A 12,857-nucleotide genomic window follows, 5' to 3' on the forward strand; every position below is an offset into this window, starting at 1 on the left:
CCGCCACATGTGGCTCATATGCCGCCGTTATATAAAATTTAGCCTAAACAAGTCTTACTTTCGCCCCATGGACCGGCGCTATGGTTTGGGCACCGACGGAGCCGGTCAGAACACACGATGGACCGGATACCCTGGCGCCTTACGGCGCGCCTCGCCGGTCCGGTCATCGAGCGTTAGCGCTGCATGCCTGGTTGTCCTGGTGGCAACCCTGGCACACGCTGGTGGTTTTGACCGACAGGCTGGCTCCGTCCTTGCGAAACACAAGGAGACGCCTGCCATGGCTACCACCCGCACGGGCCTGATTTTCGAAGCCGACTTCAACAGCGGTTCCGACATCACCAAGATGGGCTTCAAATATTCCGGCAACGGGTCGAAGATCGTCGATGTCGAAGGGCAGCGCGCCGTCCAGTTGACCCTGGATCACTACGGCAGCGGCACCACCTACCGCACCGAAATCCAGCCGAACGCCATTTCCAGTGCCGGATACACCAGCGGCATGTTCGCCAAGATGGGCGCCGATTACTGGTACGGTCTGCGCACGCTGATGGGCAACGACTGGAAGGAAACCGACAAGGCCGACACCATCATCACCCAGTGGCACGCGCGCCCCGATGCCGGCAACCCGCCGGTGGCGCTGCAGACCAAGCTGGGCAGCGACGGCAAGCAGCACTACAACCTGATCATCCGCTCCAACCCCGACGCCGACGGCACCACCGGGTTCAAGTACATCAAGCAGATCGACCTGGGCACCATCGACGCCGATGTGGGCAAGTGGGTCGATTGGGTCTGGCACATCAAGTGGGCCGCCGACGGAAAGGGCTACCTGCAGCTCTACAAGGACGGCAAGATGGTCGTCGATTTCACCGGCGGCACCTGCTACGTGGACAGCGCCGGCCCGTACATGAAGGTCGGCCTCTACAAGTACGACTGGAAGAGCGGCACCGACACCGGCGCCGACACCCGCACGCTCTACGTCGATGACGTCCGGGTGGCCGACAGCAGCGGTTCCTACGCCTCGGTGGCGCCGGGCGGCGCGCCGTCGGGCGGCACCGACACCGGCACCAACAACCCGCCGGCTCCCACCCCCACCCCGACCATCAACGGCACCGACGGGGCGGACAAGCTGGCCGGCACCGACGCCAACGAGACCATCGACGGCAAGGGCGGGTCGGACTTCCTCGACATCCAGGCCGCCAAGGCCGGCGCCACGGTGGATCTGGCCACGGGCAAGGCGATGATGAGCGCCACCCACGTCGATACGCTGAAGAGCATCGAAAACGTCCTCGGCTCGGCCTTCGACGACAAGCTGTACGGCGATGCCACGGCCAACAAGCTGCGCGGCATGGCCGGCAACGATTACATCGACGGCCGTGACGGCAACGACACGCTGGCCGGCGGCGACGGCAACGACACGCTTCTGGGCGGGGCCGGCAACGACGAGCTTTATGGCGGCACCGGCAACGACCTGCTCAACGGCGGGGCCGGCAACGACACCATCTATGGTGACGAAGGCAACGACACCATCCTGGGCGGCGGCGGCAGCGACGTTCTGACCGGCGGGACCGGGGCCGACACCTTCGTGGCCCACACCGCCATCGACGGCGCGGTGCGCATCACCGACTTCGCCGCCGCCGAAGACAAGCTGGACCTGACGGCGCTGTTCGACGCCATGAAGGCGAAGTACGGCACCATCGCCCAGGATTACCTGAGCTTCGTCGCCAACGGCACCACGACGGAGGTGCGCTTCGACCACGACGGGGCCGGCGGCGATGCGGCGCAGACGGTGTTCGTGCTGGACGGCGTTACCCCGTCGATGCTGAAGATGGGCGTCAACGTCCTGGCCCCGGTGGTGGAACAGCCGCTTCCCACCGCCCCGACGGCTCCGGTCCTGGGGTCCGCTCCCACCACCGGCACCGCCATCAACGGCACCGCCGGCGCCGACAAGCTGGTGGGCACCGCCGGCAAGGACATCATCGACGGCAAGGGCGGTCTGGACTTCCTCGACCTGTCCAAGGAAGCCACCGGGTTCAAGGTGGATCTGGCCGCCGGGGTGTCGCAGGGATCGGCCACCAACATCGACGCGGTGCGCAACGTCGAGAACGTCATCGGCTCCAACCAGGCCGACGTGGTGTTCGGTGACGCCACGGCCAACAAGCTGCGCGGCATGGCCGGTGACGACATCCTGGACGGGCGCGGCGGTGACGACACGATCGCCGGCGGTGACGGCAACGACACCATCAACGGCGGTGACGGCAACGACCTGATCTTCGGCGGCATGGGCAAGGATCTGCTGTTCGGCGGCGCCGGCAAGGATATCTTCGCCTATGAAGTGATCGGGGAAGGCGGCGACCGCATCGTCGATTTCAAGGTGGGCGAGGACCGTCTGGATCTGGTGGTGCTGAACAAGGCGGTGATGGCCGCCACCGGCCACGAGCTGGGGGCCGACTACCTCAGCTTCGTCCAGGTGGGTGCGGCGACCGAGGTGCGCATGGACATCGACGGCCATGGGCCGGGTGCCTATGAGCTTCTCGCCACGCTCGACCGGGTGACGGCCACCGACCTGCACATCGACGGCAACGTCATGCTGCACGACTACGCCGCCTGATGACGGTGTAAGGGGCGGAAGGGGGGCGGTTCCGGGGCACCGGGGCCGCCCCCTTTGCGTGTATGGGTATGGGGGCTTTTTGCGCCTTGCGTTGCGTTTTGCAAAGCGCGAACCGGGATATCCCGACGGGAGCCGCGGAAAAAGGAAAAATCCAATCTTTTTCAAGGACCAGGGGTTGGCACCACCTTTGCTTTCTCTTGAACCCGACAGGCCGCGGGACGGCGGCGGGTTTTCGTGATGAGGGGGGGAAAATATGTCTCAATGGTCCTTGCGGACGAAGATGCGGCTGGTGCTGGGCCTGCTCGCTCTTTTGATGATGGCGGCGGGCGTGTTCGCCATCAACCGGCTGGCGGTGGTGAACGATCTGTCCTCCGTGATGAAGGAGGTCTGGATGCCGCGGGCCGATCTGTTGGGCGATGTCAACACCATGACGTCCGACTACCGCATTGCCGAGGCGATGCACATCCTGTCCCTGACCGATGATACCATGGCCGAATCGGAGGCGGACCAGGCCAGGCTGCGTCAGAGCATCGCCGAACGCCTGCGCAAGTACCGCGGTTTCGCCCTGAGCAGCACGGTGGAAGCCAAGCTGTCCACCTTCGAGCGGAGCTGGGAGGCTTATATGGCCGGCAACCAGCCCATGATCGCCCTGTCGCGCAAGAACGAGAATGACAAGGCGACCGCCATGCTGCGCCAGTCCGGCACCGCCTTCAAGGTGCTGTCCGACGAACTGGTGCAACTGATCGACGATGACAACAGCAGTGCGGCCGAAGCGAGCGATCGCGGCGATGGGATCTATGCCGTCTCCCGCACGCTGATGACCGTCGCCGTCATCCTGACCCTGATGGTGGCCGTGGGCGCGATCCTGTTCTTCGAGCGCAAGATCGCGGCGGCCCTGGGGCGAATGACACAGACCATGACCCACCTGGCGTCTGACGACCTAACGGTCGCCGTGGAGGGAACGGAGCGGGCCGACGAGATCGGTGCCATGGCCCGTGCCGTCATGGTCTTCAAGGAAAACGGCATCGAGCGCCGCCGGCTGCAGGCGGCCCAGGACGCGGAGGCCCGCGCCAAGCAGTCCCGCGCCGATCAGGTCAACGAGATGATCCGCCGCTTCGAGAACGACGTGGCCGAGGCGCTGGGCATCATGGCGTCCGCCGCCACCGAGCTGGAGGCCACCGCCAATTCCCTGGCGTCGTCGTCGGAGGAAACCGCCCGCCAGTCCATGGCCGTGGGCAGTGCCGCCGAACAGACCTCGGTCAATGTGCAGACCGTGGCGTCGGCCACCGAGGAACTGGCCAGCACCGTGCAGGAGGTGGGCCGCCAGATGACCGAGGCCCGCACCGTCGCCGACGAGGCCACCCGCGCGGCCGAGCGGGCGGAAACCCAGATCAACGCCCTGAACACCACCGGTCAGAAGATCAGCGAGGTGATCGGCCTCATCAACGACATCGCGTCCCAGACCAACCTGCTGGCGCTCAACGCCACCATCGAGGCGGCACGGGCCGGGGAGGCCGGCAAGGGCTTCGCCGTGGTGGCGAGCGAGGTGAAGGCGCTGGCCAACCAGACCGCCAGGGCCACCGACGACATCCGCGGCCAGGTCAGCACCATGCAGTCGTCCATCGGCGATGCGGTGTCGGCGATCCAGGCGATCACCCAGGTGGTCTACCGGCTGAACACCATGGCCTCCACCGTCGCGTCGGCCATCGACCAGCAGATGGTCGCCGCCACCGAAATCGGCCGCAACGCCACCGAAGCCGCCATGGGCACGCAAGAGGTGTCGAGCAACATCACCAACGTCCAGATGGCCGCCGGCACCGCGTCCGCCGGCTCCACCCAGGTTCTCCAGTCGGCCAAGGAAGTGGCGGAAAGGACCGAGCGCATCCGCGGCAGCGTGGACCGCTTCATCAGCGGGGTCCGTGCGGCGTAACCCCTCCCCCCTGTCAGCGCCGCATGCTCCGGTGGGGCCGGGCCTTCGGGTCCGGCCCCATCGCTTTTTTGCGCGGTTGGCTTATCATCAGGACGGCGCGCGGGAACAGGGGGCGGGTCATGGCGGTCTTCACGCAGGATCTGGGGCGGCAGCGCCACCGGTTCGACGGTCTGAAAGCGGTGATGGCCTGCGCCTCGCCGCCGCGGTCGGGGGACGAGCTGGCCGGCATCGCCGCGGACAGCGCCGAACGGCGGGTGGCGGCGCGGATGCTGCTGGCCGGTCTGCCGCTGAAGACCTTTCTCGACGAGCCGCTGATCCCGTACGAGGACGACGAGGTGACGCGGCTGATCGTGGACACCCACGATGCCGCCGCCTTCGCCCCCGTGGCGTCCATGACGGTGGGGGAATTCCGCGACTGGCTGCTGTCGTACGCGGCGGACGCGCCCGCGCTGGCGGCCCTGGCGCCGGGGCTGACCCCGGAAATGGCGGCGGCGGTGTCGAAGCTGATGCGCAACCACGATCTGGTGACCGTGGCGGCCAAATGCCGGGTGGTCACCGCCTTCCGCACCACGCTGGGGCTGGAGGGGCGGCTGTCCAGCCGTTTGCAGCCCAACCACCCCACCGACGACCCGGCGGGCATCGCCGCCTCCACCCTGGACGGGCTGCTGTTCGGCATCGGCGATGCGGTGATCGGCGTCAACCCCGCCACCGACAGCGTTCCCGCCTGCCTCACGTTGCTGGAGATGCTGGACGCGCTGCGCCAGCGCTTCGGGCTGCCGGTGCAGTCCTGCGTGCTGAGCCACGTCACCACCACGCTGCAGGCCATCGAACGGGGCGCGCCGGTCGATCTGGTGTTCCAGTCCATCGCCGGCACGGAAAAGGCCAACCGCGGCTTCGGCGTCAGCCTGTCCCTGCTGGCCGAGGCGCAGCAGGCGGCCCTGGCGCTGGGCCGCGGCACGGCGGGCGACAACGTGATGTATTTCGAGACGGGGCAGGGTGCCGCCCTGTCGGCGGACGCCCACCACGGCGTCGATCAGCAGACGGTGGAGGCCCGCGCCTATGCCGTCGCCCGCGCCTTCCGCCCGCTGCTGGTCAACACGGTGGTGGGCTTCATCGGGCCGGAATATCTCTATGATTCCAAGCAGATCATCCGGGCGGGGCTGGAGGATCACTTCTGCGCCAAGCTCCTTGGCGTGCCCATGGGCTGCGACGTCTGCTACACCAACCACGCCGAAGCCGACCAGGACGACATGGACGTTCTGATGACGCTGCTGGCCGCCGCCGGGGTGACGTTCCTGATCGCCGTGCCGGGGGCCGACGACGTGATGCTGAATTACCAGAGCCTGTCGTACCACGACGTTCTCGGCCTGCGGCATCTGTTCAAGCGCCCCCCGGCCCCGGAATTCCAGGCGTGGCTGGAAAGCGTGGGCTGGCTGGACGGGCTGGGGCGGCTGCCCCCCGCCGCCACCGCCGGCGCCATGGGCCGCCGCCTGCTGCTGGAAGGAGCCGGGCCATGAGCGCCGATACCGCCACGGGCGATCCGTGGGCGCGCTGGCGCGCCGCCACCCGTGCGCGCATCGGGCTGGGCCGGGCCGGCGACGGGCTGCCCACCGCCGCGCTGCTGGAATTCCAGCTTGCCCACGCCCGCGCCCGCGATGCGGTGCACGGGGCGGTGGATGTCGGCGCGCTGGCCGCGGCGCTGGCCCCGCTGCCGGTGGTGCGGGTGCACAGCCGGGCGGCGGACCGCGCCGTCTATCTCCGCCGTCCCGACCTGGGCCGCCGGCTGGACGAGGCCGGGTGCCGGGCGCTGGCGGGGATGACGGACGGGCAGGGGTGCGACGTGCTGTTCGTGGTGGCCGACGGGCTGTCGGCGGCGGCGGTCCAGGCCCACGCCGCCCCGCTGGTCCATGCCTGCGTCCAGCGTCTGGGCGATGTCCGCCCCGGCCCCGTGGTGCTGGCGGAACAGGCCCGCGTGGCGCTGGGCGACGAGGCCGGCGCCATTCTGGGCGCGCGGCTGGTGGCGCTGCTGGTGGGGGAGAGGCCGGGGCTGTCGGCGGCGGATTCGCTCGGCGTCTACCTGACCTGGAACCCCATGGTGGGGCGGGCGGATTCCGAACGCAACTGCATCTCCAACATCCACGGGGCGGGCCAGAGCATCCCGGCGGCGGCGGACACCCTGTGCCGCCTGATCCGCGCGGCGTTGCGCCGCGGTCTGACCGGGGTGGCCTTGAAGGACGAAGGGCCGCTGCTTGGGTGATCCGGGGCCGGGCGGCGGGATGGGGCAAAGGGATGATGCCCCCGCCGGGCGGTTGCGCCGTTCCCCGCGGGCCGTCAGGTGTGATGCCGGACGATCCACGGAAAAAGGGGAACGCGGATGGCGCACGAACGTGTGGCGCTGGTGCTGGGGCCGGCGGCGGGGGCCGCGGGCGGAATCGCCGCGGTGATCGCCGCCCTGGCCGACGAATGGGCCGTGCCCGGATGGCGGGTGCGCACGGTCGCCACCTATGCCGACGGCGGGCGGTGGCTCAAGCTGTGGGTGGCGTTGCGGGCGCTGGTCACGGTCGCGGCGGCTCTGGCCACCCGCCGGGCCGGTCTGCTGCACATCCATTTCGCCACCGGTGCCAGCTTTCACCGCAAGGCGGTGTTCGTGCTGCTGGGCCGGCTGTTCGCCGTGCCGGTGGTGGGGCATGCCCATTCCGGCCATTTCCCCGCCTTCTACCAGCGGCAGGGACGGGTGGGGCGGGCGTGGGTGCGCTTCGTCCTGAACCGCATGTCCACGCTGGTGGTGCTGTCGGAAGGGTGGGCCGATTATTACCGCCCGCTCCTGCAGGGGCGGGAACCGGTGGTGGTGCCCAACCCCGCGGCGGTGCCGGCCATCGTGCCCGCCCGCCCCGCCAACCCGCCCGAACCGGTGATCCTGTGCCTGGGCCGGCTGTGCGCGGCCAAGGGCACCTATGACCTGTTGGATGCCATGCCGGCGATCCTGGCGCGCATCCCCGGCGCGCGGCTGCATCTGGGGGGCGACGGGGAGACGGCGGCGGTGGCGGCCCGGCTGGCCCGTGAACCGTGGGGGGACCGGGTGCGGCTGCTGGGCTGGGTGTCGGGGGTGGACAAGGACCGCGAACTGGCCCGCGCGTCCCTGTTCGTCCAGCCGTCCCACGCCGAGGGGCTGCCCATGGCGCTCTTGGAGGCCATGGGCTGGGGCCTGCCGGTGGTGGCGACCCCGGTGGGAGCTGTGCCGCAGGTGGTGGAGGACGCAACCACGGGCCGGCTGGTGCCGGTGGGCGACCCGGCGGCGCTGGCCGTGGCGGTGGCGGACCTGCTGGGCGACCCGGCGGGGGCGGCGGATCTGGGGGCGGCGGCGCGGCTGTCGGTGACCGGGCGGTTCGAACGCGGGCGCATCCAGCGCCGTCTGGGCGATGTCTACGGCCGGGCGGCAGCGCGGCGTTCCTTTCCCCGCCCTGGGGAAAGCCGCGTATCGCAATAGCCGGTGTGGTCTGCTAGGTTGAGGTTTCTCCTCATCACCTGCTTTTTCCCCCACGGTTCCGGTTCATGCTGTCGCAGAAAGCCAAATACGCCCTCCGCGCCTTGCTGATGTTGGCGGAGTTCCCGCCCGATGAGCTGGTCCTGATCGCCGACATCGCCGAGCGGGAAAACATTCCCCGCAAGTTCCTGGAGGCGATTCTGGTGGAATTGCGCAAGAGCGGCGTCCTTTATGCCAAGCGCGGCAAGAGCGGTGGCTACCGTCTGGCCCGCCCGGCGGAGGATATTTCGTTCGGTGAGGTCATCCGGCTGATCGACGGGCATCTGGCCCCGATTCCCTGTGCCAGCAAATTCGCTTTCCGCCCGTGCGAGGATTGCGGCGACCCGGACGCCTGTTCCACCCGCTGGCTGATGGTGCAGGTGCGCGACGCCACCGCCGCCGTGCTGGACAACCGTTCGCTGGCCGACGCCCTGCGCCACCGCCATGCCGTGGGCGGTCTGCCGCTCAATTACGACATCTGATTTCTTCCGCTCCCGACCGGGGCGTGGACAGGCATCGGCGGACGCCCCGGCCGATGATGGCCGGGGCGCCCGCCGATGCAAGGGTGGGGCGGTTTATCCCGCGTTTATCCCACGGTGGGCTTGAAGCCGATGTCGCTGTCGGCGGCGGTCACGAACCACCGGGCGGGAACGGACAGCAACGCCACCGTATCGGCATCCCCCGGTCCGTCGGCCAGCCCGTTCAGGGATGCGGCGGGGCGGATCATCATGCGGGTGGGCTTGCTGATGCCGTTGGGGAAGCACACGAATCCCAGCGACCGCAGCGGCTTGCGCAACCGGGCGTCCAGCGCGCGCACCGACAGGGCGGCCAGCCCGTCCCGCCGCGCCCGTTCGGCCAGCAGGGCGAACAGCGGCCAGCGCCCGCCGGGCAGGGTCAGATAATCCATCACCGCCCCCACCGGCAGCCCCCGCCACAGGTCGGTGCGCAGCACCACGTATCCCGCCATCCGCCCGCCCCGCATCAGGGCGAGGCGCCGCAGCTTCCCGGCATCGGGTTTCGCATCGAACCGCCAGCGCAGGAAATCCGCCGACCGTTCCGCCGCCGCCGTCAGCGACGGGGATGCGTCCCGCCACAGCCCGTCGGCCCGTTCGTCGAAACAGGCCATCGGTTCCAGCCGGAAGCCGGCGGCCCATGCGGCGGCGGCGCAGGCCATGCCGGCGGCGGCCAGCAGCGGGCGGGATGCGGCGGCGGCGGGGCCTTTCCACCCGCCCCCATGGCCCGCGGCCCGCGCCACCCCGGCGGCGTCGATCACCCGCAGGTGGGTGGCAAGCCCGCCCAGGTCGATCCAGCCGGCGCGCTTGTAGGATTTGTACGCCGCGTCCGACATGGCCAGCGATATGGCGAGGTCGGTGGCGTTGGCCTGCGCCTCGGTCAGGGCGGGGCCGACGCCGCGCAGCCGCCATTCCGGGGCCACCATCAGATCGATGGCCCACGAGGCGGTGAGCCGCCGGTCCCCCGCCTTCAGCCGGAAGGGGATGCCGGCCTGCTGGCCCACGATGGTGTCGCCCCGGCGGCACAGCCACAGGTGCGGTCCCTCGGCGTCGATGGCCGGCACCTGCTCGAACAGCCAGGGAAAATGGGCGTCGCAGCACTGCAGCGTGTCCGTACCGAAATGGGCACGCTGAAAATCCCGCAACGCCGTCCGGTCCGCCGGCTGGTAGCGGGCGATGCCCCGCTGGTTCCAGGGCAGAGCCGTCATGCCGCCACCCCGTCCACCGCCACCGGCTGCACCATCACCGCGGGCCGCAGGATGCGGGCCGACGTGCGGTGCTTCAGGCCGATGTCCTTGTAGACGCGGGCCACCTGGGCCGGGGTGATGCCCAGTGCCGCCGCGCACTGCTCCGCCGTGGCTCCCTGGTTGTAGGCGTAGAGCGCCATGTCGAGTTGGCGGTAGGGCAGGGCGTAATAAAACTCTTCCTGCGTCTGCGGCAGGGTGTAGGTGTCGGTGGACGGCGTTTGCGCCCGGATCTCGTCGGGCAGGCCCAGATAGGCCGCCATCTGGTAGACCTGGGATTTGTAGAGGTGCGCGATGGGCTTCAGGTCGGCCAGCCCGTCGCCGCCGCGCACGAAGAAACCAAGCTCGTACTCCAGCCGGTTCGGCGTGCCCAGCACGGCATAGTTCAGCGCGTCGGCGTGGGTGTATTCCACCGTCTTGCGCACCCGCTGCTTCAGGTTGGTGGCCGCCACCACCTCAAGGTAGACGTCAACCGGCATGCGCACCGTGCGCATGTCGCCCTCGGGCGACTGGACGGTGATGGTGAAATAGTTCACCCGGTCCTGGTCCAGGAGGCCGGCGGCCAGCCCGATCTTCTGCTTCCAGCCGGGGCCGAACTCGGGGATCAGCCGGGCGATGGCCCGGTCGCGCCGGTCGTAGCAGCCGAGCGCGGTCAGGGGTGCGGTGATGGTCTCCATCACCGGTTCGACCCCGACCGACTGGCACAGCAGGCGCCCCAGGCGGGTGCTTTCGGGGGAGGATTCCTTTTCCGGCATCAGCAGCAGGCGCACGCGCTCCGGCCCCAGGGCGCGGACGGCCAGGGCGGCGCACACCGAACTGTCGATGCCGCCGGACACCCCCAGAACCACGCCCTGCCGGCGCAGATCGGTGGCCAGGGCCTGGCGGATCACGGCTTCGATCTCCCGCGCGGCGGCGGCGCAATCGAGCGTCAGGTGGGACGGATCGAACGGGGACGCGGTGTCGGGCATAGGTCGCTTTCCAATCAGGTTGAGTATCAGGCGGCCGCGGAGGAGTCCGGCAGGGTGCCGGGCGCGCGGTCTTCGAAAACATGGATGGAGGTGCCGTCCAGCCGGCGGCGGGCGGCATCGGCGCGGGCCGGGAAATCGTCGGTCACGGCTTTTGCCAGAAGCTGGAGGGTGAGAACGCCCACCAGAGCCATTTCCTCCCGCTCGCCGGCCATATGGCCGCCCCTGGCATGGGCGCGGGCGGCCAGCGTGGACACCGCGCGGGCGTCGGCCAGACCGTAGCGGTCCAGCGCGTCGGCCGACAGAAGGTCATGGACGTACTCGGGCGCCTGCTCCCCGAACAGCGCCACCGTCATGGGCGCGCGGTAGGGGCGCTTGGGCCGGGCGCCGATGGCGGGGGGAAGCAGCGGTTTCGCCGCCCGCCGCAGCGCCAGCTTGTCCCGCAGCCCCAGCAGCTTCACCCGTGCCGGCAGGGCGTGGCAGAACGACACCACGGCGGGGTCGAGGAAGGGATAGCGCACCTCCACCCCATGGGCCATGGCCACCCGGTCGCCCTGGCTCGCCAGCAGGTAGGGCGTCATGAAATCGGCGATCTCCACGGCCTGGGCGCGGGCCAGCGGCGGCCAGCTCTGCCAGCCGTCGGGCAGCAGGGCCATCAGTTCGGCCTCGTGCCCGCCGGCACCGGGATCGGCCAGCAGGCCCCGGCCCCAGCCGGTGTTCCGCCAGCGGATGGCGTGGGCGTAGAAGGGATCGGCGGTGTCGCTCAGCCCCTTGCGGAAGAAGCTCTGCCACAGGGGGCTGGTCTTGGCCCCTTGGGCGGCGGCAAACGGGTGGATGCGGCCCAGCAGGCGGGGGCGGGCCGGGGAATCCGGCTGCCGCGCCCAGAACCGGCGGATGGCATCTTCCTTGAAGATGTCGTAGCCGCCGAGCAATTCGTCCGCCCCCTCCCCCGACAGCACCACCCGGATGCCGGTCCCGTGGACCAGACCGGACAGGCGGAACATGGGGGCGGGGGCGGTGCGCAGCAGCGGGGTCTCCGTGTGCCACACCACATCGGGCAGGCTGGCGCGGATCTCCGCGGCGCCGACCAGGATGTCGTGGTGCCCGGTGCCCAGATGGGCGGCCACCAGCCGCTGTTGCGGGGTCTCGTCGAAGGCGCGGTCGGCGAAGCGCACGCCGAAGCTGTGGATGTGCCCCGTTTCCGCCCGCCGTGCCAAGGCGGCGATGACCGAGGAGTCCAGCCCGCCCGAGATATACACCCCCACCGGCACGTCGGCGCGCAGCCGCAGCCGCACGGCGGCGTCGAGCCGGGCGGTCAGTTCCTCCGCCGCCTCGTCCACCGAGATGCGGGCGAGCGCCGGGTCGCCGGACAGGTCGGGCTGATAATACCGGTGCGTGCGCACCGACAGGGTGGCGTCGATGGACAGCGCCGTCCCCGGCGGCACCTGCGCCACCCCGGCGAACACCGACCCGTGGGGGGAGGCGGACCAGTGGGTGAACACCTGCGCCAGCCGGGCGGGGTCGAAACGCGGCGCCACCCGCCCGCCGGCAAGCAGCCCCTTCACCTCCGACGCGAAGACCAGGGCGCCGTCGGCGTGGGCGTAGTGCAGCGGCAGCACGCCCATGGGGTCGCGCACCAGCCACAGCCGGCGGTCCCGTGCGTCCCACAGGGCGAAGGCGAACTGGCCGTTGAGGCGGCCCCAGGCGTCCGTGCCCCATTCTTCAAACGCGTGGACGATGACCTCGGTGTCGGAATGGGTGGCGAAGCGGTGGCCGCGGGATTCCAGCTCGGCCCGCAATTCGCGGTGATTGAAGATCTCGCCGTTGAAGGTGATCCAGAGGGTGCCGTCCTCGTTGCGGATGGGCTGGAAACCGTCGGCCAGCCCGACGATGGACAGCCGCGCGTGGGCCAGCCCCACCCGCCCGTCGCGGTAGAAGCCGTACCCGTCCGGGCCGCGGTGCCCCTGGACGGAGATCATGCGCTTCAGCTCCTCCAGCGGCGGCGGGGGGCTGTGCTGGGCCGTGAACAGGCCGGCGATACCGCACATGGGCGGATTCTCCTGTGTCTGGTTCGCTGA

9 protein-coding genes are annotated in these 12,857 nt (G+C 69.9%); 6 read left to right on the forward strand and 3 right to left on the reverse strand.

The genetic code is table 11. The features are described 5' to 3' along the window. Positions 1-277 precede the first annotated feature (277 nt). The 6 genes from M2352_RS15450 to M2352_RS15475 all read left to right on the forward strand — a co-directional run bounded on the left by M2352_RS15450 (position 278) and on the right by M2352_RS15475 (position 8,540). Entirely contained in the window at positions 278-2,605 is a 2,328-nt protein-coding gene (locus tag M2352_RS15450; protein ID WP_264665462.1) for a heparin lyase I family protein, read from the forward strand. A 253-nt stretch (positions 2,606-2,858) separates the two neighbouring features. Then, a complete protein-coding gene (locus M2352_RS15455) occupies positions 2,859-4,535 on the forward strand; it encodes a methyl-accepting chemotaxis protein (protein ID WP_264665463.1) in 1,677 nt (558 codons plus the stop codon). 119 nt (positions 4,536-4,654) lie between these two features. Beyond that, a complete protein-coding gene (locus M2352_RS15460; protein ID WP_264665464.1) occupies positions 4,655-6,052 on the forward strand; it encodes an ethanolamine ammonia-lyase subunit EutB in 1,398 nt (465 codons plus the stop codon). Next, a complete protein-coding gene (gene eutC / locus M2352_RS15465) occupies positions 6,049-6,792 on the forward strand; it encodes an ethanolamine ammonia-lyase subunit EutC (protein WP_264665465.1) in 744 nt (247 codons plus the stop codon). Before M2352_RS15460 ends, eutC begins: the two co-directional genes overlap by 4 nt. A gap of 117 nt (positions 6,793-6,909) precedes the next feature. Further along, positions 6,910-8,022 carry a glycosyltransferase family 4 protein gene (locus M2352_RS15470; RefSeq protein WP_264665466.1) on the forward strand — a complete coding sequence of 371 codons (1,113 nt, stop codon included), beginning with the start codon at positions 6,910-6,912 and terminating at the stop codon, positions 8,020-8,022. A gap of 65 nt (positions 8,023-8,087) precedes the next feature. After that, positions 8,088-8,540: an RrF2 family transcriptional regulator gene (locus M2352_RS15475; RefSeq protein WP_264665467.1), complete on the forward strand. Its 453-nt coding sequence runs from the start codon at positions 8,088-8,090 to the stop codon at positions 8,538-8,540. 104 nt (positions 8,541-8,644) lie between these two features. On the opposite strand, the gene M2352_RS15480 is transcribed toward M2352_RS15475, so the two are convergent. From M2352_RS15480 to asnB, 3 genes are read right to left on the reverse strand one after another with little or no spacing between them, the layout of a single operon-like run. Then, positions 8,645-9,778 (reverse strand): GNAT family N-acetyltransferase, encoded by a 1,134-nt coding sequence (locus tag M2352_RS15480; protein WP_264665468.1) that lies wholly within the window; start codon positions 9,776-9,778, stop codon positions 8,645-8,647. Then, the gene (gene nadE, locus M2352_RS15485; protein WP_264665469.1) at positions 9,775-10,782 is read right to left on the reverse strand and encodes an NAD(+) synthase; all 1,008 of its coding nucleotides are present in this window, start codon (positions 10,780-10,782) and stop codon (positions 9,775-9,777) included. Before nadE ends, M2352_RS15480 begins: the two co-directional genes overlap by 4 nt. 26 nt (positions 10,783-10,808) lie before the next feature. Next, positions 10,809-12,827, reverse strand: a complete 2,019-nt coding sequence (gene asnB / locus M2352_RS15490) for an asparagine synthase (glutamine-hydrolyzing) (protein WP_264665470.1) — start codon at positions 12,825-12,827, stop codon at positions 10,809-10,811. Positions 12,828-12,857 lie beyond the last annotated feature (30 nt).

The organism is Azospirillum fermentarium (assembly GCF_025961205.1).
Lineage (GTDB): Bacteria > Pseudomonadota > Alphaproteobacteria > Azospirillales > Azospirillaceae > Azospirillum > Azospirillum fermentarium.

Coding starts and splice junctions, on each gene's coding strand:
- M2352_RS15450 (WP_264665462.1), top strand. CDS start 278: ATGGCTACCACCCGCACGGGCCTGATTTTCGAAGCCGACTTCAACAGC.
- M2352_RS15455 (WP_264665463.1), top strand. CDS start 2,859: ATGTCTCAATGGTCCTTGCGGACGAAGATGCGGCTGGTGCTGGGCCTG.
- M2352_RS15460 (WP_264665464.1), top strand. CDS start 4,655: ATGGCGGTCTTCACGCAGGATCTGGGGCGGCAGCGCCACCGGTTCGAC.
- eutC (WP_264665465.1), top strand. CDS start 6,049: ATGAGCGCCGATACCGCCACGGGCGATCCGTGGGCGCGCTGGCGCGCC.
- M2352_RS15470 (WP_264665466.1), top strand. CDS start 6,910: ATGGCGCACGAACGTGTGGCGCTGGTGCTGGGGCCGGCGGCGGGGGCC.
- M2352_RS15475 (WP_264665467.1), top strand. CDS start 8,088: ATGCTGTCGCAGAAAGCCAAATACGCCCTCCGCGCCTTGCTGATGTTG.
- M2352_RS15480 (WP_264665468.1), bottom strand. CDS start 9,778: ATGACGGCTCTGCCCTGGAACCAGCGGGGCATCGCCCGCTACCAGCCG.
- nadE (WP_264665469.1), bottom strand. CDS start 10,782: ATGCCCGACACCGCGTCCCCGTTCGATCCGTCCCACCTGACGCTCGAT.
- asnB (WP_264665470.1), bottom strand. CDS start 12,827: ATGTGCGGTATCGCCGGCCTGTTCACGGCCCAGCACAGCCCCCCGCCG.